The organism is Corynebacterium genitalium ATCC 33030, from assembly GCF_000143825.1.
GTDB lineage: Bacteria > Actinomycetota > Actinomycetes > Mycobacteriales > Mycobacteriaceae > Corynebacterium > Corynebacterium genitalium.
This window is the reverse complement of record NZ_CM000961.1, coordinates 1837625-1860681: the sequence shown is the minus strand read 5'-3', so window position 1 is coordinate 1860681 and position 23057 is coordinate 1837625. Positions and strand designations below refer to the sequence as shown.

The 23057-nt window shown below is 62.3% G+C and carries 21 protein-coding genes and 1 pseudogene; 14 read left to right on the top strand and 8 right to left on the bottom strand.

All coding sequences use genetic code 11. The features are described 5' to 3' along the window. The first annotated feature begins 32 nt into the window (after positions 1-32). The 3 genes from leuC to HMPREF0291_RS08780 are packed head-to-tail and all read left to right on the top strand — an operon-like array spanning position 33 to position 3113. Entirely contained in the window at positions 33-1472 is a 1440-nt protein-coding gene (gene leuC, locus HMPREF0291_RS08790; RefSeq protein WP_005290384.1) for a 3-isopropylmalate dehydratase large subunit, read from the top strand. A gap of 9 nt (positions 1473-1481) precedes the next feature. Beyond that, positions 1482-2075 (top strand): 3-isopropylmalate dehydratase small subunit, encoded by a 594-nt coding sequence (gene leuD / locus HMPREF0291_RS08785; RefSeq protein WP_005290383.1) that lies wholly within the window; start codon positions 1482-1484, stop codon positions 2073-2075. 12 nt (positions 2076-2087) lie between these two features. After that, entirely contained in the window at positions 2088-3113 is a 1026-nt protein-coding gene (locus tag HMPREF0291_RS08780) for a DUF418 domain-containing protein (RefSeq protein WP_005290381.1), read from the top strand. A gap of 3 nt (positions 3114-3116) precedes the next feature. On the opposite strand, the gene HMPREF0291_RS08775 is transcribed toward HMPREF0291_RS08780, so the two are convergent. Next, the gene (locus HMPREF0291_RS08775; protein WP_040424492.1) at positions 3117-4124 is read right to left on the bottom strand and encodes an NUDIX hydrolase; all 1008 of its coding nucleotides are present in this window, start codon (positions 4122-4124) and stop codon (positions 3117-3119) included. Positions 4125-4198: 74 nt separating this feature from the next. Between HMPREF0291_RS08775 and HMPREF0291_RS08770 the strand changes: the two genes are divergently transcribed. Both HMPREF0291_RS08770 and HMPREF0291_RS08765 read left to right on the top strand, forming a co-directional pair. Continuing rightward, positions 4199-5197 carry an NAD(P)H-dependent glycerol-3-phosphate dehydrogenase gene (locus HMPREF0291_RS08770; protein WP_005290376.1) on the top strand — a complete coding sequence of 333 codons (999 nt, stop codon included), beginning with the start codon at positions 4199-4201 and terminating at the stop codon, positions 5195-5197. Between the two features lie 21 nt (positions 5198-5218). After that, positions 5219-6274 (top strand): D-alanine--D-alanine ligase family protein, encoded by a 1056-nt coding sequence (locus HMPREF0291_RS08765; RefSeq protein ID WP_050748816.1) that lies wholly within the window; start codon positions 5219-5221, stop codon positions 6272-6274. Here the strand turns inward: HMPREF0291_RS08765 and HMPREF0291_RS08760 are convergent. Then, entirely contained in the window at positions 6246-7202 is a 957-nt protein-coding gene (locus HMPREF0291_RS08760; protein WP_005290372.1) for a DUF3515 domain-containing protein, read from the bottom strand. The genes HMPREF0291_RS08765 and HMPREF0291_RS08760 overlap by 29 nt on opposite strands. Before the next feature lie 48 nt (positions 7203-7250). Between HMPREF0291_RS08760 and HMPREF0291_RS08755 the strand changes: the two genes are divergently transcribed. The 6 genes from HMPREF0291_RS08755 to coaD are packed head-to-tail and all read left to right on the top strand — an operon-like array spanning position 7251 to position 13620. Then, a complete protein-coding gene (locus HMPREF0291_RS08755; protein ID WP_005290370.1) occupies positions 7251-8225 on the top strand; it encodes a thiamine-phosphate kinase in 975 nt (324 codons plus the stop codon). Beyond that, complete coding sequence (locus HMPREF0291_RS08750) at positions 8222-8866, top strand: uracil-DNA glycosylase (protein WP_005290369.1); 645 nt, start codon at positions 8222-8224, stop codon at positions 8864-8866. Before HMPREF0291_RS08755 ends, HMPREF0291_RS08750 begins: the two co-directional genes overlap by 4 nt. Positions 8867-8877: 11 nt before the next feature. After that, the gene (locus HMPREF0291_RS08745) at positions 8878-10416 is read left to right on the top strand and encodes a DAK2 domain-containing protein (RefSeq protein ID WP_005290367.1); all 1539 of its coding nucleotides are present in this window, start codon (positions 8878-8880) and stop codon (positions 10414-10416) included. A gap of 4 nt (positions 10417-10420) precedes the next feature. Further along, positions 10421-12541: an ATP-dependent DNA helicase RecG gene (locus HMPREF0291_RS08740; RefSeq protein WP_050748815.1), complete on the top strand. Its 2121-nt coding sequence runs from the start codon at positions 10421-10423 to the stop codon at positions 12539-12541. 9 nt (positions 12542-12550) lie between these two features. Further along, positions 12551-13138 (top strand): RsmD family RNA methyltransferase, encoded by a 588-nt coding sequence (locus HMPREF0291_RS08735; protein WP_005290364.1) that lies wholly within the window; start codon positions 12551-12553, stop codon positions 13136-13138. Next, on the top strand, positions 13135-13620 hold the full coding sequence (gene coaD, locus HMPREF0291_RS08730) for a pantetheine-phosphate adenylyltransferase (protein WP_005290363.1): 486 nt from the start codon (positions 13135-13137) through the stop codon (positions 13618-13620). The genes HMPREF0291_RS08735 and coaD overlap by 4 nt, the downstream gene beginning before the upstream one ends. Positions 13621-13783: 163 nt before the next feature. Here coaD and HMPREF0291_RS08725 read toward each other — a convergent pair whose 3' ends face one another. The 4 genes from HMPREF0291_RS08725 to HMPREF0291_RS11995 all read right to left on the bottom strand — a co-directional run bounded on the left by HMPREF0291_RS08725 (position 13784) and on the right by HMPREF0291_RS11995 (position 16816). Further along, on the bottom strand, positions 13784-14551 hold the full coding sequence (locus HMPREF0291_RS08725; protein ID WP_040423744.1) for an amino acid ABC transporter ATP-binding protein: 768 nt from the start codon (positions 14549-14551) through the stop codon (positions 13784-13786). Between the two features lie 9 nt (positions 14552-14560). Beyond that, positions 14561-15478 carry an amino acid ABC transporter permease gene (locus tag HMPREF0291_RS08720; protein ID WP_005290359.1) on the bottom strand — a complete coding sequence of 306 codons (918 nt, stop codon included), beginning with the start codon at positions 15476-15478 and terminating at the stop codon, positions 14561-14563. Continuing rightward, a complete protein-coding gene (locus HMPREF0291_RS08715) occupies positions 15478-16377 on the bottom strand; it encodes an ABC transporter substrate-binding protein (protein WP_005290358.1) in 900 nt (299 codons plus the stop codon). The genes HMPREF0291_RS08720 and HMPREF0291_RS08715 overlap by 1 nt, the downstream gene beginning before the upstream one ends. Before the next feature lie 85 nt (positions 16378-16462). Further along, positions 16463-16816: a hypothetical protein gene (locus HMPREF0291_RS11995; RefSeq protein ID WP_005290356.1), complete on the bottom strand. Its 354-nt coding sequence runs from the start codon at positions 16814-16816 to the stop codon at positions 16463-16465. 147 nt (positions 16817-16963) lie between these two features. On the opposite strand from HMPREF0291_RS11995, the gene HMPREF0291_RS11990 reads away from it, so the two are divergent. Next, complete coding sequence (locus HMPREF0291_RS11990; protein WP_005290353.1) at positions 16964-17809, top strand: cutinase family protein; 846 nt, start codon at positions 16964-16966, stop codon at positions 17807-17809. On the opposite strand, the pseudogene HMPREF0291_RS12190 reads toward HMPREF0291_RS11990, so the two are convergent. Together HMPREF0291_RS12190 and HMPREF0291_RS08690 are read right to left on the bottom strand one after the other, a co-directional pair. Further along, positions 17810-19206 (bottom strand): annotated as a pseudogene (locus tag HMPREF0291_RS12190) (cryptochrome/photolyase family protein). 67 nt (positions 19207-19273) lie between these two features. Continuing rightward, positions 19274-19849, bottom strand: coding sequence for a GDSL-type esterase/lipase family protein (locus HMPREF0291_RS08690; RefSeq protein ID WP_005290348.1), 576 nt, complete (start codon positions 19847-19849; stop codon positions 19274-19276). 205 nt (positions 19850-20054) lie between these two features. Here HMPREF0291_RS08690 and HMPREF0291_RS08685 point away from each other — a divergent pair, with 205 nt between their 5' ends. Next, positions 20055-21617, top strand: a complete 1563-nt coding sequence (locus HMPREF0291_RS08685; protein WP_005290346.1) for an alanine/glycine:cation symporter family protein — start codon at positions 20055-20057, stop codon at positions 21615-21617. Positions 21618-21688: 71 nt separating this feature from the next. Further along, a complete protein-coding gene (locus tag HMPREF0291_RS08680) occupies positions 21689-22897 on the top strand; it encodes an amidohydrolase (RefSeq protein ID WP_005290345.1) in 1209 nt (402 codons plus the stop codon). The last annotated feature ends 160 nt before the right edge of the window (positions 22898-23057 follow it).

The window sequence follows — 23057 nt, the reverse complement described above, 5'->3', positions numbered from 1 at the left end:
GTCCCGCCTATTGGGAACATGCTTTAAGGAGAGTGTTTGAGGTGGCCGTTAATGCGGACAAGCCATTGACTTTGGCGGAAAAGGTTTGGCGCGATCACGTGATCACCAAAGGTGAGAACGGAGGCCCGGATCTGATTTACATCGACTTCCAACTTCTCCACGAGGTCACCTCACCGCAGGCGTTCGACGGCCTGCGCATGAACGGACGCACGATCCGCAACCCCCAGCAACACCTAGCTACTGAGGACCACAACGTGCCCACCGTGGGCATTAAGTCCGGCAATCTGCTGGAGATCGAGGAGCTGACCTCCCGCACCCAGGTGTCCACCCTGCGCAAGAACTGCGAAGAGTTCGGTGTCCGTCTGCACTCTATGGGCGACGTCAAGCAGGGCATTGTCCACACCGTTGGCCCGCAGCTGGGCATCACTCAGCCGGGCATGACGATCGTGTGCGGCGACTCCCACACCTCGACCCACGGTGCGTTCGGATCGATCGGCATGGGCATTGGCACTTCCGAGGTTGAGCACGTCATGGCGACCCAGACGCTGCCGCTCAAGCCGTTCAAGACTATGGCTATCGAGGTTTCCGGAGAATTGCAGCCCGGAGTCACGGCTAAGGACTTGATTTTGGCGATCATCGCGAAGATCGGCACCAACGGCGGAGCCGGCCACATCATTGAGTACCGCGGAGAGGCCATCGAGAAGCTGTCGATGGAAGCACGCATGACCATCTGCAACATGTCCATCGAGGGCGGGGCACGCGCCGGCATGGTGGCCCCCGACGAGAAGACCTTCGAGTACGTCAAAGGCCGTGAATACGCACCGCAAGGCAAGGACTGGGACGACGCCGTCGCTTACTGGAAGACCCTGCCGACCGATGAGGGTGCCGAGTTCGACACTGTCGTCGAAATCGATGGTTCTGCGCTCACCTCGTTTGTCACCTGGGGCACCAACCCTGGTCAGGGTCTGCCGCTGGCTGAGTCTGTGCCGGACCCGGAGTCCTTCGGTGATGACACGCTCAAGGCGGCCGCCGAGAAGGCGCTGAAGTACATGGATCTTGAGCCGGGCACCCCGCTGCGCGACATCAAGATCGACACTGTCTTCCTTGGTTCGTGCACCAATGCGCGCATCGAAGACCTGCGTGCAGCTGCGGAGGTCATCAAGGGCAAGAAGATTCACGAGAACACCCGCATGATGGTCGTTCCCTCTTCCGCAATGGTGAAGCAGCAGGCGGAGGAAGAAGGACTGGACCAGATCTTCCGCGACTTCGGAGCGGACTGGCGTACCGCCGGCTGCTCGATGTGCTTGGGCATGAACCCGGATCAGTTGCAGCCGGGGGAGCGGTCAGCGTCGACAAGCAACCGCAACTTCGAGGGCCGTCAGGGCCCCGGCGGCCGCACCCACCTAGTGTCGCCGCTTGTCGCAGCGGCAACCGCAATCACTGGCCACCTTGCCTCCCCGGCGGACCTCTAAGGAGCAATCATGGAAAAGTTCACCACCCACACCGGCGTTGGCGTTCCGCTGACCCGCTCCAACGTGGACACCGACCAGATCATCCCCGCTGTGTACTTGAAGCGTGTCTCGCGCACCGGGTTTGAGGACGGTCTGTTCTCCAACTGGCGTAACAACGAAGCAGACTTTGTGCTGAACCAGGATGCGTTCAAGAACGGCTCCGTGCTCTTCGCCGGCCCCGACTTCGGCACCGGCTCCTCTCGCGAGCACGCCGTGTGGGCGCTCATGGACTATGGCTTCAAGGCCGTGTTCAGCCCGCGCTTCGCCGACATCTTCCGTGGTAACACCTCCAAAGCAGGCCTGCTCGCCGGCCAAATGACTGAATCCGACATCGAGCTGATCTGGAAGCAGCTCGAGCAAAACCCCGGTATGGTGGTCACGGTGTCGCTCGAGGACCGGACCGTGACGGTGGGGGAGAACACCTTCACCTTCGAGATCGACGACTACATCCGCTGGCGCCTCATGGAAGGCCTCGACGACATCGGCCTGACCCTGCGTGATGAGGGCGCAATCGAGGACTTCGAAGCGAAGCGGCCCGCGTACAAGCCAGCTATCGACGTCTAGAAAGGCCGGAGAATGAACGAAACGCGAAACGCGAGAATGCTCTCGCTTGATGTGATCCGCGGAATCGCACTGTGCGGGATCGCCTTCGTGAACTTTCAACAGCAATGGCTCCTCTATCCAGGGCCTGAAGGGGAAAAGGAGGCGTACCGGGCGCTAGATCTCCTTGCTCACCAACGCTTCTTCACAGCGTTCACATTTCTCTTCGGGATTGGATTCGCCCTGATCGTCGATGGGGCTCGCCGACGCGGGATGATGGCGCAGTCCGTCATGTGGCGGCGGCTGCTGCCTCTTTTTCTGCTCGGAATCGTGCACCAAATCCTCCACCCCGGGGAGGCGCTGCTGTACTACTCAGCCTTCGGCTTCGTATTCCTGTACCCGCTCACTTTCGTCACCGACCTGAAACTTCGACGGACATTAGCCACCGTCGGAGGCATCGTGCTGACTTTGCTCGGAGCGCCGTTCGGAGGAATCGTTCTCATTCCCGGCTTGCTCTTGCTCGGATTCGCATTCGCTATGTGGGGGCTACCGCAGGCTCTGGACGAGAACCCTAAACCGGCGGCGATGGCACTGCTGGTTCTGGTTCCGCTGACGCTGGGAATGAGCTACCTCCAGTACCGGAGTCTTGGAACGGTCGCATATAGCCACGTTGCTGCAGTGACTGGCCTGATCTACACAGCCATGTGGATGGCACTGGTGTATGTCCTGCTGCGCACGCCCCTGCGGTCCGCGCTCGGAGCGATGTTCGCGTCGCTGGGCCGAACGGCTCTGACGAACTACATTCTGGCGACGTTGGTGATCATCGGAAGCGGCCTGCTGTTGGGATATCCACGCGAAGATGCGGGAGCGACGAACGAAGACTTCTACACAGCTTTCGCGGTCGCCGCAGTGATGCTCGTCATCCAAGCTGTGCTCAGCTGGCTGTGGCTGCGCCGCTTCGGCCAGGGGCCGTTGGAGAAAGGCTGGCGCTACCTCACCTGGGAAGCGTTTGGCGGGCCGAAGAAACTGCAGCAAGCCGAGGCAGCGCACCCAGACGCTTAATTTCTACCGCACCGGCAGGGCAGTGGGCATGTAGTCAGCGCCAGTCAGCTCGCCGCTGTTGAAGGACAAGACCCACACGCAGCCCTTCTTGCAGTTGATCTCACCGTCGATCGGCAGGCGGCCGTTCTCTGAGAGCCACTGGATCATGTTGGGCATCACGTCGCCCTGGGCTACGACGACGCTCGTGCCACCTTGATCGATGACAGCTTGGAAAGCCTGCTTGGCACCGGACGGGTCTGACTGCCACGCGTTGTCACCGAAACGCAGGTCGACGTCGACAGGCATGTTCAACTCGTCGGCAAGCGGCGCGATGGTTTGCTGGCAGCGGTCCGGAAGAGCGCTATAGATGCGCTCCGGGTGGAAGGCCGCGAGCATCGGGACGAGCATCTCCGACTGACGGCGGCCCTTCTTGTCCAATGGGCGCTTGTTGTCGTCGCCTGACCACTTCTCGCGGTCGTGCGCCTTCGCGTGGCGCACATAAAGGATGCGGCACGTCGCCGGGAGGCGGAAGCGCTTCTCCGCTTTCGTCAGAACCTGGCGGTCGAGGTCGTAGGACATGATTTCTTTGGCATCGTCGAAGGTGAGCCAGCGGATCTCGTCGACCTCGTCGTTCGGCTCGAACTCGCCGCCGAGCACCTGAGCGATCCAGTAGTAGACCACCTTCGTGCTGTCCATGACGGGGTACACCGTCTTACCCAGCAGCTTGCCCAGGCGGATGTCGTAGCCGGTTTCCTCCTTGATCTCGCGGACCGCAGTGACCACGAGAGACTCGCCCGGGTCCACCTTGCCCTTGGCCAAGGACCAGTCGTCATAGCGTGGGCGGTGAATGCACGCGACTTCAATCGAGTCGATGTCGTTGACGTCGCCGCGCCACAGCACGGCGCCCGCAGCCAGAGTAGTCTTCTTGAATTCCTCATCCGGTCGCCGTGGAATCTCCTGGTGGCGGCCGGTGAGGAACATCTCGCCCTGGATGTCCTTGTCGTCTTCGTGCATCTTCGACTTCTTGCCCATGGCATTCATCATATGCGCCCAACCGAGCCTGGCTCCTCTACACTGGCACGGAACGTAAGAGAGAAGGAGCGCACATGGTCAAGGTGGCTGTTCTCGGCGCCGGGTCGTGGGGGACCGCACTAGCGAAGGTCTTTGCGGACGCCGGAAACTCTGTGAGCCTGTGGGCGCGCCGCACCCAGTTGGCGCAGACAATGGCGTCCACACGCGAGAATCCCGATTACCTCGAGGGCATTGAACTGCCAGAGGCGATTGAAACGACCGATGACGCCGAAGCCGCAATCGAGTCTGCACAGATCGTGGTGCCCGCTGTGCCGAGCCAGACGATGCGCGACAACCTGGCCACGTGGGCGCCGCACATCAGCTCGGACGCCACAGTGCTGTCTATCTCTAAGGGCATTGAGACGGGCACGTATAAGCGCATGTCCGAGGTGGTGGCAGAGGTCACCGGCATTAACGACGACCGCGTGGCCGTTTTGTCGGGCCCGAACCTGGCCCGCGAGGTCGCTGAGGAGCAGCCAGCGGCTACAGTCATCGCCTGCTCAGACCTCAACCGCGCGAAGCTGGTCCAGGCCGCCTGCGCAACCACTTATATGCGCCCGTACACCAACACCGATGTCGTTGGCTGTGAGATTGGCGGGGCCTGCAAGAACGTCATCGCGCTAGCGTGCGGCATGGCTGCGGGCAAAGATCTGGGGGAGAACACCCGCGCCACCTTGATCACCCGTGGCCTGGCGGAAATCACCCGTCTGGGCATGGCTCTCGGTGCAGACCAGCGCACCTTTGCCGGCCTCGCCGGCTTAGGCGACCTTGTGGCCACCTGCGGCTCGCCGCTGTCACGCAACCGCACGTTCGGTGAACGTCTCGGCCGCGGAATGTCGCTGGCCGATGCCCGCGAGGCGACGCACGGCCAGGTCGCAGAAGGCGTGATCAGCTCCAAGAGCATCTACGAGCTGGCGCTGGCCAATGGAGTGGACATGCCGCTCACGGAGGCAGTGCACTCCGTGTGCCACGGCGACCTCAAGGTCGATGAGATGGTTGTCGCACTGATGGGTCGCTCGAAAAAGTCGGAGTAGGTGCCTTGTAGTGTGGTCTGCATGATCACACTTGCCGTCATTTACGGTGGAATGTCCTCCGAGCACTCCATTTCTTGCATTTCTGCTGGCGCCATCATGGCGGAGTTGCCCAAGGACAAGTACAAAATTTTCCCGGTAGGCATCACTCAAGATGGCGTGTGGGTGGAAGGCACGACGGACCCGGTCGGGGATTCTCAGCTGCCGTCGGTCGCGGGCGAGCGCGAGGTCGCGCTGTCGGTCAATCCTTCCCGCCGCGGTGAGTTTTACGATGCTCGCACGGGCGAGGTGCTGGCCACCATCGACGCTGTCTTCCCGGTTCTGCACGGCACCTACGGCGAAGATGGCACGATTCAGGGTCTGCTCGACCTTGCTGGCGTGCCGTATGTCGGTCCGGGTGTGCTGTCGTCCGCCTGCTCGATGGACAAGCAGTTCACGAAGATTGTCGCGCGTTCGGCAGATGTGCCTGTCACCCGCGAGGTCGTGCTTGTCGACGACGAGCACCTCGACGACAGCGACCGCGACTACCTCGGCCTTCCCGTGTTTGTGAAGCCGGCCCGCGGTGGATCCTCCATCGGCATCAACAAGGTCGACAGCTGGGATCAGCTCGATGACGCCGTGCGTTTTGCCCGCCTGTATGACTCCAAGGTCATCATTGAGGCGGAGCTGGTTGGCGACGAGGTGGAAGTCGGCGTGATCGAGCGCCCCAACGGCGATCTCATCGCCTCGCCTCCCGCAAAGCTCAACGGCACCTCCGAATCGGAGGAGGGCTTCTACGGGTTTGAGACCAAGTATCTCGACGACGTTGTCACCGCGACGATCCCGGCGGGCTACGACGACGTGATGAACGCCAAGCTCGAAGAGCTGGCCATCCGCACCTTCCGCGCTCTGGACTGCCGTGGTTTGGCGCGCGTGGACTTCTTTGTCACATCGGAGGGCCCGATGCTCAACGAAGTCAACACCATGCCCGGCTTCACCTCGATCTCGATGTTCCCGCAGGTCTTCCAAGCTGCGGGCATGAGCTACGGGGAGCTGCTCGAAACACTCATTGCTACTGCGCTGGAACGTTCTCCTCAATAAGGTTGGTTAGCTTCGTCAGCGCTTCTTCGCCGACACCCATGGGCAGCGACACTGCGATATCGGTGCGCCGGCCCAGCGCGTAGAGCAGCGTCGCAGTTCCGTCAGGGTTCTCCTCCTGGAACCACGGGGTGTCGTTGATCTGGGTCAGCTGGGCTCCAGGTTCATAGCTCGCCGGTGCCGCGACACCGCAGCGGATGACAATGGGTTCCACGCTAGTCCCACCCCATGCGGCTGCAGATGCGTCGTCAAGCGAAGCGACGTTGCTCAGATCCAACCGTGCGTAGCCCGGGACGAGCTCGTCGGGGAGTGCTCCCAATAGCGTCTCGCACTCGGCTACAGCGCCCTCTGCGGGTTCAAGCCCGGCCAGCGGCGCGGGTGCAGGTTCGCTCGCCTCTTCCGGTAGAGCAGACAGGTCGAGCTTATCGACGGGACTCTCACCCTCCCGCACAGCCTGATGGTCCGCCGTCACCGCCACGACCGGCGAGCGGTCCACTGTGAACCATGTGGACAAGTCCGCCCCCGCCGTAGGGTCGCTGATTTCTATCCACCGTGCTCCGGCCGCTTCAAACGTGGGGGTGAGCTCGGTGTAGTGGAGAGGGGCTTCGACACCGCAGCGCAGCGTGACGCGTTCGTCGGAGGTAGACTGCCACACGGCAGCACCGGCAGGAGCCGGGTCGAGCAGCTCGGCGCGGCGGTGACCGGCAAGCTCGTCGGGCAGAGACTCGACCAACTGGGCGCATTCGGCGGAGTCCGCCATAGGAGACGGCAACTCCGACAGCGAGACCGGCTGGTTGTTAAGCTTTTGCATAACCACCTTGGACCCGACGAGCACTCCGACGACAAGCGCTAGCGCCAAGCCCAGACTGACGTAGATCAGTGTCTTGTTCATCGGCGGCGCGGCGGTAGTCTGTTCGGCTGAGCTCGTCATAACGGCCCAGTCTATAAGGCCCAGAACCGAGAAAGGCCCCACGCACCTATGATTCACACCGGTTTTCCCGTCAGTGGCCCCACGCTCGGGGAGGTCGGGGAACACGCGGTAATCCAGTCGATCATCGATGCCAGTCCGTCGCCGGTTAACGGGGATGACGCAGCTGTTCTGTCGCCGGCGTCGCCGAACTCGCGCGTGGTGGCTACGACGGACATGCTCGTGGAAGGGCGTCATTTCCGGGCGGATGTGACAACCCCGTGGCATCTGGGCCGCAAGGCAGTCGTGCAGAACTTCGCCGATATTGAAGCAATGGGTGCGCGCCCGATCGCTGTGTTGCTCTCCCTGTCTGCTCCGCCCGCAATGGCGGCGTCCGTGGTCGGGGAGATCGCCCGTGGGATCGCCCACGAGATTGACAAGTACGCCGCCGAGCTCGTCGGCGGCGACGTCACAGCGGGGGAGAGCCTTGTTCTCTCGGTCACCGCTATCGGATCCCTCGGCGGCAACCGGCCGCCGCTGACCCTATCCGGTGCGCGCCCGGGCCAGAACCTTGTTGCCCACGGTGCGATCGGTTACTCCGCGGCTGGCTTGGACCTGCTGGAATCGGGCATGGAGATCCCCGAAAAGTTGGAACCGCTCGTGCTGGCCTACCAGGCTCCCGTTATCTCGCCGAGCGCTGGCGTGGTCGCGCGGTCCGCCGGAGCGAGTGCGATGACCGACAACTCCGACGGTCTACTGCACGACCTCACTGCGATCGCTGAGAACTCCGGTGTGCGGTTCGATCTGGATCCCGCCACGATCGCCCCCGACGATTTGCTGCTTCATGCCGCTGAGCTCCTTGGCGCTGACCCGTGGAAGTGGGTGTATGAGGGCGGGGAAGACCACACTTTGCTTGGCACGTTGCATGGGAATGCGCCTGTCGGGTTTCGCAGCATCGGCAAGGTGTGTCGCCCCAACGATGCAGCGTGCGTCACCGTCGATGGTGCTGCACCCAATTACTCCGGAGGATGGGAGAGTTTCGCATGAGTTTGCCTGTGCATGAGAGTTGGAAGGAACCACTGAAGCCCGTCGAAAAGCGCATTCATGAAATGGGTGACTTCCTGCGCGCGAACCAGCCGTACCTGCCAGCCGGCAACGACGTCCTGCGCGCGTTTCAGGACCCGTTCGACGATGTGCGTGTGCTCATCGTCGGCCAAGATCCGTACCCGACACCAGGGCACCCCATGGGCCTGAGCTTTTCGACGCAACCAGGTGTGCGCCCACCCCGCTCCCTGGTGAATATCTACACTGAGCTGGAAAGCGACCTGGGCATCCCGCCCCGGAAGGACGGCGACCTGTCCAACTGGGCGAGCCAGGGAATCTTGCTGCTCAACAGGGTGCTCACCGTGGCGCCCGGAAAATCTGGCTCGCACCGCGGCAAGGGCTGGGAAGAGGTCACAGAGCAAGCGATGCGCGCCCTCGCCGAGCGTGACACACCGCTCGTGGCCATCCTGTGGGGACGCGACGCCCGCACCGCCAAAGAGTTCCTAGGTGACACTCCATGCATCGAGTCGACGCACCCCTCACCGTTTTCCGCGCGCAACGGATTCTTCGGCTCCCGGCCGTTCTCGCGGGCCAATGAGGCGCTGCAGGCCCAAGGGGCCGACGGTGTTGACTGGGCACTGTAGAGTAAGTGCCCATGACCACCCTCTCCGGCGTTTCTGTGCTTGACGGTGCCCGCCTTCTGGTGTGGGCACGTAGCGGCGCTGAAGCGTTGGAGGAGCACCGCGAGGACATCAACAGCCTGAATGTCTTCCCCGTGCCGGATTCAGACACTGGCTCCAACATGGCGTACACAATGGCCGCAGCCGTGCGCGAAGCCGAGAATGTGGATCCGTCCGCCGGCGCGGACGCGGTCGCTGAGGCGCTGGCGTTCGGCAGCATTAAGGGTGCCCGCGGTAATTCTGGGATCGTCCTGTCGCAGGTATTGCGCGGTGTCGCGCAGGCGGCACTCGATGGGGAGTTGGACGGCAGCAGCGTCGCAGACGCGCTGACCAACGCTGTCACGTTCGTGGAGCGGGCTATCAATTCGCCCGTCGAAGGCACGATCATCACAGTCTTGCGCGAAGCGGCTAATGCGGCACGAGCGGCCGCGGGGACCGGTGAGCTTGCTGACGTCACTGCAGCAGCCCTTGGTGCCGCCGAAGAAGCGCTTGAACGCACTCCGTCACAGCTCGCTGAACTCCGCGAAGCGGGGGTTGTGGATGCCGGCGGTACTGGGCTGGTGCTGTTGCTTCAGGTGCTGCACGACAGCGTCAGCGGCGAAAGCGGCGATGACCGTCCCGTAGGTTCTGCAGCTGGTTCGGACCATGAACACGGGGACGGCCACGGCGCCCCCGGTTGGCTCGAAGTTCTGTTCATGTTCTCTGGCCCACTCGACGACCTTGAGCCGGTGCTCTCCGGCATGGGGCGCAGCCTTGTCGTGGCGCGTGTGACGGACACGCGGGGCAAGGTGCACATTCATACCCCGGAAGCGGGGCCGGTCATCGAGAAGGCCTTCGCCATGGGGGAGGTGACCGAGTTGCGGCTCGAGGTGTTGCCGGATGCGTCCCCGTTGCATGAAGCGCGCCGTGTCGGCCGCCTCATCGTTGCGGTGACTCCTGCCGGTTCGTTGATGGATCTGTACACCCAAGCCGGTGCCGTCGCTGTCGTACCCGGCCCAGGTGTGGTTGAGGATCTCCGCCGCGAGATTGTCGCCTCGGGCGCGCACGAGGTCCTTGTGCTGCCCAATGGCCAGCTCGACTCCGAAACGCTCGACGCTGTCGAAGCAGTTAGCGAGACGGATGACATGGAGATCGTTTTGCTCCCGACAGTTCGCCTGGTCAACGGTATCGCTGCACTCGCTGTCCATGACCCGCGTTTGCCTCTCGACCAGGCGGCTGCTTTGATGCAGGAAGCCGCGCAGGAGATGGATGTCGCTGATATCCAGGCCACCGACGACGGGATCTATGTCCTCGGTGCGGACGGAGCTATTGCCCAGGCAGACGACCTCGCTTCGGCCATTGAGCAGGCGTGCACCGCTTTGCTTGCCGACGGCGGTGAGCTCATCACCCTCCTTCTCGCCCCGGACGACGCCACCGCGGTAGACAGCGATGCCCTCGAAGAGAAACTCGGGGCGGAGGTACTAGTCTACCCGGCAGATGGCCTCGGAACGCGCGGCCACATCGGAGTGGAGTAGCCCCGTGCTCGGCCTGACGTACTCCACGCCGCTCAACCTGGTCATTCCCACCCGCCCCGCGCGAGCCATCGCGACCAACTTCGGGATCGAGACAGCAGAAGGGCTGTTGGAGCACTACCCGCGCAAGTACCTCCACTACGGTTACGGCGACGCGCTCGAAGGGGCGCTGCCAGGTGACACGATCTCTTTCATCGGCGTGATTCAGTCCACGCGCATGATTCACGGCAAGCGGACAATCTTCAAAGCGCAGGTCTCCGACGGGCGCAACACGATTGACATGTCGTTCTTCAACGCCCGCTACGCTCCGCGGGTGCTCGCGGAAGGCACCCTCGGCATGTTCACCGGGAAGCTGTCCTACTTCAACGGCATGCCGCAGCTGCAGCACCCGGACTTCATTCTGCTCAACCAGCCCAGTTTCTCAGGCGAGAAGTCAAGCGGTGCTACGCACAGTTCCGGGTCGATGAAGCAGCTTGCCGCCTTCGGGGACCCCGATGAGATGTTGGCTGGCCGTGAGTGGTTGCCGGTCTACGCGGCAAAGAAGAACGTCTCCACATGGACCATTATGGGTGCGGTCGCCACTGTTCTCGAACACATCGGGGAGGTGGAAGAGCCGCTCGGCTTCACTCCCGAGGGCTTCATTTCTCTTCAGGACGCTCTGTGGCAGATCCACTTGCCCGGCCCCCACGGCCCCGACGCCGCCCGGAACCGGCTGAAATACAACGAGGCGCTGCGGGTGGCTCTCATCATGGCGGTGCGCCGCGAGGATACGGCGCATCGGACGGCGCCGGCGCTTCCGCGCGTCGATAAGCGCAACCAAGCGCAACTCTTGAGCGCTTTGCCGTTCTCGCTGACCGACGGGCAGCTCGGTGTGCTCGACGAGATCACCTCAGACCTACAGCGCACGATCCCGATGACCCGCCTGCTGCAGGGCGAGGTCGGTTCCGGAAAAACGATCGTGGCGTTGGCTGCGATGCTCCAAGCGGTGGACAACGGCATGCAGTGTGCGCTGCTCGCCCCAACGGAAGTACTCACCCTGCAGCACGAAAAGTCCCTGCGTAAGACCTTGATGCGCACCGGTGTCCATGCCCGCGTGGTGGCGCTGACGGGGTCGATGCCGACTGTGCAGAAACAGGAGGCGCTGTTGGCGATCATGACGGGGGAGGCCGACATCGTCGTGGGCACGCACGCGATCATTCAGGAGAGCGTGGAGTTCTTCAACCTCGGTTTCGTCGTCGTGGATGAGCAGCACCGCTTCGGTGTGGAGCAGCGCGACATGCTGCGCGACAAGGCAGGGGATATCACCCCGCACTTGCTGGTGATGACGGCGACACCGATTCCGCGCACCATCGCCATCACCGTCTTCGGCGACTTGGAAGTGTCCACTCTGCGAGAGCTTCCCGGTGGCCGCAAACCCATCCAGTCGGCGATCGTGCCGGAGTTCAAGGAGACGTGGGTGGCGCGTGCCTGGGTGAAGATTCGCGAGGAGGTCGCCGCCGGCCACCAGGCCTATATTGTGTGCCCCCGCATTGAGGGGCCCGGCGGGGTGCTCGAGATGGCGGAACGCCTGCAAGCCGTGGAGTTGCAGGGCCTGCGAATCGAGATTCTGCACGGGCGAATGAAAGGCGAGGACAAGGACCGGATCATGTCCGAGTTCAGCGCCGGAGAGATCGATGTGCTCATCTCCACGACGGTCATCGAGGTCGGTGTCGACGTACCGAATGCAACGGTGATGATGGTGCGCGAATCCGAGCACTTCGGCGTCTCCCAGCTCCACCAGTTGCGCGGACGCGTGGGTCGTGGTGGGCACCAGTCGCTGTGCTTGTTCCATACCTTCGCCGAGCCCGACACACCCCAGCTCGAGCGTGTCTCGCGCATTGCCGAGGTTTCCGACGGGTTCGAACTCGCCGAGCTCGACCTGGAGATCCGCCAAGAGGGCGACGTGCTGGGCACCTCCCAGTCCGGCAAGGAGCGACAGCTCAAGCTGCTCAACCTGGTCGAAGACTATGAGATCATCCAGCGCGCCTACGACGACGCCGCCGAGATTGTCGCCCGCGACATTGAGCTGGCCCGCTCCGTCACCGAAGAGATGATCCTCGAAGAATTCGAGTATCTGGATAAAAGTTAAAGTGGTCGCATGAGCCGAATCATTTCGGGCGAAGCCCGCGGACGCAAGATCAAGGTGCCGCCGGAAGGCACCCGCCCCACCTCCGACAGAGCGAAAGAGGGGTTGTTCTCGTCGCTGCAGGTGCGGTTCGGCTTCGTCGGCAAGCGTGTGCTCGACCTGTTTTCCGGCTCGGGCGCGCTGGGGCTCGAGGCCGCATCGCGTGGCGCCGACGAGGTCGTGCTTGTCGAGTCCGACCCGAAAGCCGTTGAGATAATCAAGCACAACGCCCAGGCCGTCGGCCATCCGAACGTGCACATTGAGCCCGTCAAGGCCTCCGCCTATGTGCCGCGTGCCCCGCGCGCGTACTTCGACATGGTGCTCGCCGACCCGCCCTACGACCTGCCTGACGAGGACGTTGCCGCCATGCTCGAAGCGCTCAAGCCCGCGCTTATCGACGGCGCAGCTGTCGTCATCGAACGCCACCGCGATAGCGCAGAAACCGCATGGCCGGAGGGCTACACACCTACTGGTCAAAAGTTGAAGAAGCGCCTGTATGGTATCGCTCGTATGGACATGGCTGTCTACGGCAGTGCCGACAAGAACGAGGAAGAACAATGACGAAGGCAGTATGCCCAGGATCCTTCGACCCTGTGACCAACGGTCACCTGGACATCTTCACCCGCGCCGCGCGTAGCTTCGATGAAGTCACCGTCCTGGTGACCGGCAACCCGAACAAGCAGTCCGGCCTGTTCAGCATTGACGAGCGCATGGACCTCATCCGCGAAGTCACCAGCCACATTCCCAACATCACCGTGGACACGTGGGGCGGGCTGCTGGTGGACTACACCACTGCGCACAACATCGGCGCGCTGGTCAAGGGTCTGCGCTCCTCCCTCGACTACGACTATGAGCTACCCATGGCGCAGATGAACCGGCGGCTCTCCGGCGTGGACACATTCTTCCTGATGACCGACGAGAAGTACGGCTACATCTCCTCGTCACTGTGCAAGGAAGTGGCCAAGTACGGCGGCGACCTGAAGGGGCTTGTGCCGGACCCGGTTTTCGAGGCGATGAACCAGAAGTTCAGCGGCACTACTTAGGTCCAAGGGCCGCTTGCGGAAAAGTTGACAAACCTGAAGCCGGTCTAGCGCCCCAGATCGCTTCTACCTGCGGAAACGGTTCTAGGCGGAAATCGAGTTTGTCAACTTTTCCGCACGCAGCGATCGGCGAGGATCCGCACTGGGGCGCGGCCCCCGAAGATCCCTAGAAGATCGAGGAGAGGAACTCCTGAGTGCGGGCTTCCTGGGGGGTGTCGAGAACTTGCTCGGGAGTGCCGTACTCAACAATGGCGCCGTCAGACATGAAGGCGACTGTATCGGCGACCTCGCGGGCGAACGCCATCTCGTGGGTGACTACCAGCATGGTCATTCCGGATGCGGCCAGCTCGCGCATCACGCGGAGGACTTCGCCGACGAGTTCGGGGTCGAGGGCGGAGGTGGGTTCGTCGAAAAGCATGAGCTTGGGGTCCATAGCTACCGCGCGCGCGATGGCGACGCGTTGCTGTTGACCTCCGGAAAGCTGGACGGGGTAGGCCTCCGCTTTGTGGGCGAGGCCGACTTGCTCGAGCAGCTCCATGGCCTTCTTTTTGGCAGTTTCCGGCTTCTCGCCCTTGACGTGGATGGGCGCTTCGATGATGTTCTCCAGGGCGGTGCGGTGGCCGAAGAGATTGAAGGACTGGAAGACCATGCCGATGTCGCGGCGCTGGCGGGAGGCATCCTTCTCCGAGAGTTGGTATAAAACACCGTCTTTCTCGCGGTACCCGATGAGATCCCCGTCGACGTAGAGACGGCCGGCGGTGACCTGCTCGAGGTGGTTCACGCAGCGCAGGAACGTCGACTTACCAGACCCCGACGGGCCGATGAGGCAGGTGACCTCGCCTTTTTGCACTTCGAGGTTGATGCCCTTGAGCACGTCGAGCGAGCCGAAAGACTTCCAGACGTCGACGGCCTGAACCATGGGTGTGCTAGTCATGAGCGCTTCCTACCTTTCCTCGATGACGGTGACGTTGTGGGGTGTTTTGCCTTCAGCGTCGGTCAGCGCCGCGAGCTGGCGGGCCGTGAGTTCGCGAGTGACACCACGGTCGAAGTAGCGCTCCAGGTAGTACTGGCCGATCATGAGGATCGAGGTGATCACCAGGTACCAGGTGGCGGCGACAAGCAGCATCGGCACTGGCTCGAAGAGCGCGGCGGCAATGTCTTGGCTGCGGCCGTAAAGCTCGAGCGAGTAGGGGATAGCCACCACCAGCGAGGAGGTCTTCAGCAGGGAGATGAACTCGTTGCCAGTTGGCGGGATGATGATCCGCATTGCCTGCGGCAGGACCGTGCGGCGCATGGTCATGCCCCAGCCCATGCCCAAAGCTTTCGACGCTTCGATCTGCCCTTCCGGAACCGAGTTGATGCCGGAGCGGACGATTTCGGCCATGTAACCAGCTTCGTTGAGGCCCAGGCCAAGCACCGCGAGGGCGAAAGCGGAGGACGTGAGTGCCTCCATGGAGATCTCAGTGAAGCCGAGGTTGACGGTCTGGTAGATCGCTCCGAGAAGTCCCCAGAACACCAGTTGGACATATACCGGGGTACCCCGGAAGACCCACAGGTACAGCCACGCAATGGATTTGAACACTGGGTTCGGCGACATACGCATGACTGCCAGGATCACGCCGAGCACCACACCGATGATCATGGCCAGCACCGTCAGCGCCAGGGTGTGGCCGGCGGCGGTGAGGATGCGGGTGTCAAAAAGGTACGCGAAGTAAGTGCCCCAGCCGTAGGCCTCGCGGCGCGCGGCGTCGAAGATGAAGAGCGCGAAAAGCACCAACAGGATCACCGCGGCGACCCAGCGTCCCGGGTGGCGCAGCGGTTTAGCCTCGATGCGTTGTGGGCGTTCGTTGCGTTGAGCCATTAGTGTCCTCCCACTGGCTGCTCGTTGATCAGGGCCTCATCCAACAGGCCGGTTTCCACATTCCACTGTTCCAAGATGCGCTGGTATTCGCCCGTATCAATAAGGTGTTGCATGGCTGCGGCGAGCGCGTCCGCCAGCGGCGAATCCTTCGGCACCGCGATGCCGTAGGGTGCGGCGTCGAACATCTCGCCCGTAAGCTCGAGCTGGCCGTCCGAGCGTTCCACGGCCCAGGCCGACACAGGTGAGTCCGCGCTAAGCGCGTCAGCGCGCCCGACGAGCGCTGCCAATGCAGCATTGTCCGACGTGTCGTAGGACAGGATCGTGATCGGGTCGCCTTCTTCTTCGCACTTCTCGGCTTTCGGGCGGATGTCGTCCGTCTCTGACACCGTCGTGCGCTGCACGGCAACGGTGAGCCCGCAGGGGTTCTCCGGGTCGACCCCGCTGCCGGGCTGAGTCGCCCACTGGATGCCGGCGTAAAGGAAGTTGACGAACTCGAAGTTCTCGCGCCGTTCCTCCGTGTCAGTGAAGCCAGACATTCCCGCGTCGAGCGTTCCGGCCTGAACGGCGGGCAAGATCATGGAGAAATCCTGCTCCTGAGCTTGGAACTCCAGACCCATAACGCTGGCGAGGGCGTGGCCGAGATCCATCTCCAGACCAATCATCCGGCCTTGCGAGTTCTTGAACTCAAAAGGAGCGAACGGGGGGTTGGTACCGATTGTCAGGGTGCCGGATGCCTGTATATCTTCAGGCACCATCGCGGCGATCCCGGGAACCTCATCCGGCGTGATCTGCTCCCAACCGTCAGGGTGTCCGCCCTCGACGTTGGTGACGCAACCAGCGAGCATGCTTATCGACGCAATGCTGGCCGCGCAGGCTGCCACCTTGAAAGGTTTGAACATAGAAGAAGCATACAATGCCTTCGAGTGAAGAAATTGTATGCCTCGGTCTTGGCTCAGTCCCACTCGGAACGAGCATTGGTGCGGTCTAGCGCGGCATGTTAGCCATGACCAGCTGGATGATCTGGCCGATGATGGTGATGCCCGCTGCGATGATGACGTAGTTGAGGATGGCGCGGGTCAAGCCCTCGGAGCTCGTCGCAGTGTCCATAGAGGACATATCCCCAAAGGGCTCGAGGCCATTTTTGAAGAAGTCCTTGGTGCTGGAGTTTTCCTGCAGAACCGACTTCTCGGGATCTATGCCGCGTTCGATGCCAGTGGTGATTTCCTCGGAGATTTTTCCGATCTTGTCCTGTGCATCTGCCACGGCGGGGAAAGCTCCCAGGGTCAGGGCAGCCGCGGTGGCGACGGAGACGGCTTTAGTAACGATGGATTTGCGCATGCGGGCAGTGTACCCCGCGGGTGCCCCCGACGAAACTGCGCTGAGAGCAAACTGGCCGTTTCCTGTTGGGGTTTCCTTGTATGTGCTTTATTCTTAGTTGGTCTTTACGCGGAAACCGATGCCTCACGGGGCGCGAGGAATAAGAGAATGTTGCTGAAGAAGATTGCGGCGGTCGCTGTCGCGCTCGGGTTTGTAGCGGGCGGTGCTGCGCAGGCGAGTGCTCAGGATATGAGCTCGGTGCTGGAGTCGCCGAATGTGAACACGTGCTCGCGCGAGTTCCTCATTACTATTCCCGGTGGTGCCAACACTGCTTCGTTCCTCCCGGAGAAGGCTCCTGTCGGCCCGAAGGTGACTCCGGTGGCGCAGCGCGTGCACCAGCGCACCGGTGGGACGACGCAGCCGGTGTGGATCACCTACCCGGCCGTGCCGTTCACGCTGATGACGTACACGGATTCCGCGCGTGCCGGATATAACGATGCTTCTGCGACGATGCGTCGATTGTCCCGCATGTGCCCGGATGCGACCTTTAGCATTACCGGCTTCTCTGAAGGCGCTGGCATCGGTGCGCAGTTGATCAACGACATCGCCCACGACCGCGGGCCGATCCAGAAGGAGAAGTTTCGCTCAGCTGCGCTGATCTCCAACCCCCACCTGGCTGACAACGGTGGCCACTTCCGCGCTGGTGCCACGGCCGCCGATAAGGGCGCGTTGGAGACACTGGAGGGTGGTTACGGTGAGCTGGGCCCGCGCGTGCTGGATATCTGCCGCCCCGATGACCCGATCTGTTCGCTTCCCGACGAGTGGCGCCGCCACGTCGACCCCATGCTGCGCGTGGCCACTTTGAGGGGGCAGATGCCGATCACTGAGTTGGCGGCGATCGTCGCAATGCGCTCTCCCACGACGTTGCCGCTGTTGTTGAGCGTTTACAACCACGGCCAGTACGGCGAGGTCTCTTACGGTGAGGCCGTGAACTGGATTACCGCCGCCCGTTAGTCAGTTCTTGACGTCGACCATCGGCTCCGGGTACATCGGGGTGTGTCGCTCCGGCACCCACTGGTTGATGTAAATCCCCTGGGGGTCGAACTTCTCCTCCTGAAGAAGGGGGTTGAAGATGCGGAAATAGGGTGCGGCATCGTCGCCGCAGCCGGCGACCCATTGCCAGTTGAAGGGGTTGGAGGCGTAGTCGGCGTCGACAAGCGTGTCCCAGAACCACTCTTCGCCGTGACGCCAGTGGATGCCGAGGTTCTTTGTCAACCAGCTGCCGACGACCATCCGCACCCGGTTATGCATCGTTCCGGTGGCCCACAACTCGCGCATCCCGGCATCGACCATTGGGATTCCTGTTTCACCTTTCTGCCACAGGGCGAGCTCATCGAGGTGCTGGGCCTCGTCCGGATCGTTCGGCACCATCTCGGGGTGGGCAAAGGCTCGCGTTGTGGAGCCAGGGGTGGGCTGGTCCGTCCACGCCCAGGGAAACGCGTTGAACTGCTCGCGGACATTGCGCGTGGCCAAAGTGGGAATGTAGTAGAGCCGGTGCCACGCGAAATCTCGCCACAGCAGCTGGCGCAAGAACGCCCAAGCATCTGCGGCGACGGTGTGATTGGCGTCTGCGAAAGCGGCCGTCTCCGCCCAGATCTGGGCGGGACTGATCTCCCCGAAGCGCAGGTGCGCTGACAGGCCCGACGTCGCATCAGCCGAGGGGATGTCGTTGTTGTCCTTGTAGCTTGTATCCGCCAATCCCTCGAGGAAGTCACGGAACTTCCGTTGCGCTTGCATCTCACCGGGATGGCAGTGCGTGGCGAGGGTCTCCACCGCCCAGAACGGTTCATCGAAGGTCGGCGGTGCACTCGTCACGTCGGTTCCGTGGAGGTCGGGGATAGGGAGGGGGTGGGTGGAGCGTCGATAAGCATGCTTTGCGACGCCTTGCCATACGGCGTGAATACCCTAAACGGCGTGCCACTACCTGTCTGCACAGTCCACGGCTCGTTCAGCAGGTAGCCGGGGTGAGAGGTGACCTCGCACGATTGTGCCAGTGTGCGCTTGAGTTCAGCATCGACATCGCGGAAGAGGAGGTGGTAGCGGCGGTTCCACGTCACCGCCGTGGCACCCAGCTCGGCGGCGATCCTCGGGATGATCTCACGGGGATCACCGTGCTCGATGATCAGGTGTACACCGCGTTGCGCCAGATCAGCGTGTAGTTTGCGGACGCTTTCACGCTGCCACCACGCCGCTGCGGCACCCAGTGGGCGAGCGGCATCGATCTCCTCGAAAATGAACAGCCCGACCACATGGCCGTGCTGCGCTGCCCACGTGAGGGCGGCGTTATCCGTGAGCCGGAGGTCGTCGCGGAACCAGGCAAGTGCAAGAGGTTGCGGGGTGGGGGAGACCATGCGTTCCAGCCTAAACCCGGTCAGCTAGCGGGGAGCCGCGCGGTTTGGGAGGGTGACTGCGTAGACGCTAGAGCACCTGCATCACGCGGGTAGCCACGTAGCGCGAACCAGCGTGGGAGGGGTGGTAGGCCATGTTGTAGTTCTCGGTGGTGGTGTCGATGAACCCGGTGCCCCAGCGGTTCTTGTCCGGCGCGCAGGAATGGTTGTTGCGGGATTCGTTCTTGATGTCAATGAAGGTGGCGCCGATCTCACGCGCTGCACGCATCTGGACGTCGCGAGCACCCAGTTCCATCGCCTGAAGATGGCCGAGCGGAATGCCCCCGGGCATGTTCGGAATCACGTTGACCAAGCAGATGCGCTGCAGGCCGGTGGGCTCAGAGATGGAGAGCAGGCCGGGCATGATAATGCGGGCGTTAGGGGCAATGCGGCGAATCTTGCCGGCAGCGGTGTGCAGGTTGCGGACGTAGACGTTCTGGATGTCCCGGAAGTCGCCGGACGCTCCGTTCATGACATTCATGGGTGCGTAGTCGTTGAACCCGGTGGATATTAAAACGGTGGTGGTGCCTCGGTTGAGGTCGCCTTTTGCAATGGCGCGGTCGATGCGGTGGAGCAGCGAGGTCGAGTTTCCACCGGATAGCGTCACATCTGTTACTGATGTGACAGAAGTGACGTATGTTCTTTCTGGATGGGTAGTGGAGCTCAATTGTCCTGTCATTTGAGTATCGGACCCCGCGTGCGCACTCGGTTGGGGGTAACTGCGAAAAATATGGGAATGAGTGCATAGTTGGCTCTTCCCATGGTCTATAGTTTGACCAATATTTAGAACTTGCCGACGTGGGAGGACCCCCATGGAAGATCTCATCAGCACGCTTGAAGGCCTGATCTGGTCGAATGCGCTCGTATTCCTCTGTCTAGGTGCTGGCGTGTACTTCACAGCCGTGACGTTGTTCTTGCAGGTGCGTTGCTTGCCAGACATGATCAAACAAATTCGTTCGGGGGAGGACTCTGAAGCGGGAATTTCCTCGTTCCAGTCGCTGATGGTCTCACTGGCGGGCCGCGTCGGCGTGGGAAACATCTCCGGCGTGGCCACGGCTATCGCCTTCGGTGGTCCGGGTGCGGTGTTCTGGATGTGGCTGGTGGCCTTCCTGGGGTCGGCCACCTCCTTCGTCGAGTGCTGCCTGGCCCAGGTGTACAAGGAGAAGGATCGCGACACGGGAGAGTACCGCGGCGGTCCGGCCTACTACATTGAAAAGGCGTACTCCCACACTAAGGCCCGCCCGTTCGCGCTTGCCTATGCCGTCCTCTTCGCCGTCATGATGATCCTGGCTACCTCGTACTTCTTGCCGGGTGTTCAGGCCAACGGTGTGGCCGCAGCCGTCGATAATGCGTGGAGCGTTCCCACGTGGGCGACTGCGCTGGTGATGGTCGCGCTGCTCGCTGTCATCATTATCGGTGGTGTCAAGCGCATCGCCTGGTTCGCGTCCATGGTCGTGCCCTTCATGGCGGTGTTGTACATCCTGGTCGCCGTGATCATCCTGTTTGTGAACGCGTCGGAGATTCCCGATGTCTTCGGCCTGATCTTCCGTTCCGCGTTCGATCGCGAGGCACTGTTCTCCGGCATGCTCGGCGCCGCCATCCTGTGGGGTGTCAAGCGCGGCATCTACTCCAACGAGGCCGGCCAGGGCACCGGCCCGCAGTCGGCCGCTGCTGCCGAGGTGTCCCACCCGGCGAAGCAGGGGTTCGTGCAGTCGTTCGCCGTGTACGTCGATACGCTGCTCGTCTGCTCTGCGACCGCATTCATCATCATCTCCACCGATATGTACCGCGTCTTCGAAGGCGACGAGGAAGGCCCGGTTCGCTACTCCGGTGCGATCTCCGAGACGATCGCTGTCGGCCCCGGCTATGTCCAGTCGGGTCTTGACACATTGATCCCGGGCTTCGGCGCGAGCTTCGTGGCGTTGGCCATTCTCTTCTTCGCCTTCACCACGATCGTCGCTTACTACTACATGGCAGAGGTCAACTTCAGCTACCTCAACCGGTGGATCGAGAACGACACCGCCCGCAGCGTGGTCATTTGGTTCCTGCGCGGTCTGATTCTCGTGTCTGTGTGGGTCGGTGCAACCACGACTCCGGGCACTGCGTGGGCGCTCGGCGACATTGGCGTCGGCGTGACGGCGTGGCTGAACATCGTCGCTATCCTCGTGCTGCAAGTTCCCGCACTGAAGTGCCTTTGGGATTACCGCCGCCAGAAGAAGGCTGGCCTCGACCCGCAGTTCGATCCGGAGGCAGTGGGCATCCGCAACGCGACGTTCTGGGAGGCGCGCAAAGAGCAAATGCTTATCGACGGCTCCTGGACCACCCCCTCCACCCACGAATCCAACAGCATTCTGGAACGGTATCCCCGGGCCTAAAACCGCACGTGCGTGGCGGTCCACGGGCCTAGGCTGGGAGGTAGAACCCTTTCATCTAAGGAGGTATCCCAATGGCCACCGAGAACTTTCAGAAACTGATTGACACTCTGGAAAACACGCGGGCTGAGCGCGAGGAACTGTACAAGTGGTTCCACCAACACCCCGAGCTCTCGATGGAGGAGCACGAGACCGCCGCGCGCATTGAGGAAGAACTCAAGCGCTTAGGCCTCGAGGTGCAGACATTCGCTGGCACCGGCAAAGTCGCTGTCATCCAAAACGGTGAAGGCCCGGTAGTCCTGTTCCGTTCTGACCACGACGCATTGCCGATCGCCGAAGAATCCGACGTCGACTACGCCGCACCGTACGAGCTAGGCAAGATGCACGCCTGCGGCCACGACATGCACACCACCGCCCAGCTCGGTGCGGTCGGTGCACTAGTGCGCAACAAAGACCTGTGGTCCGGCACGTTCATCGCGCTGTTCCAGCCCGGTGAGGAAGCCGGCGGAGGGGCGCGCCGCATGGTTGAGGACGGTCTCGTCGATAGGCTTCCGAGGCCTGACTACGTCTTCGGTCAGCACATCTTCGCCGAGGACCCGCCGTACGGCTTCATCTTCACCCCTGGGCGCATGACCACCGCCGCGTCGAATTGGAAGGTGCGCATCCACGGTAAGTCCGGGCACGCGTCGCTTCCGCACCGCTCCGTCGACCCGATCCCAACTGCCGCGTCGATCGTGACCCGCCTGCAAGCCGCCGTCGCGCGCGAGGTCGACCCATTGGAGATCGCCATCATCTCCGTCGGTTCCATCAACGGCGGAACCACCTCGAACTCAATCACGGACATGGTGGAACTAGGCATCAACACCCGTGCCTCCACTGACGCGATCTCCGAGCAGATCCAGAACATCATGAAGCGCGTGGTCACCGCGGAGTGCGAAGCGGGCAACTGCCCGCAGCCGCCGGAGTTCGAATACCTCGACTCCGTCCCGGTGGTCTACAACGACCCGGAGCTCACTGAACGGGTCAAAGACACCTTCACCGAGTACTTCGGTGAGGATCTGGTGCAGTACGGCCCCGGGTTCCCCGGCTCCGAAGACTTCCCGATCATCCCGAACGCCTGGGACGTACCGTACTTCTTCATCGGCTGGTCCGGTTTTGAAGAGGGGCAGGCTGGCCCGCCGAACCACTCCAAGGGATTTGTGCCACAGATCCAGCCGTCTTTGGACCGTGGCTCGATCTCCGTGCTGCTCGCAGCCGCCACGGTGATGGGGACGGACGATTAGGCGGCTGGGCTTTACAAGGTCCTGCGGGGCGCCTTCTGGGGCCCACGTGCTATGACCCCCAGGGCGTGACCTTCAAGGCCCCGTTCGCCCGCACGTGCCATGAACCTCTGTCTATCTCTTCGGTGCCGATGTTCACAGCTGACGGGAATTCTTGATCGGG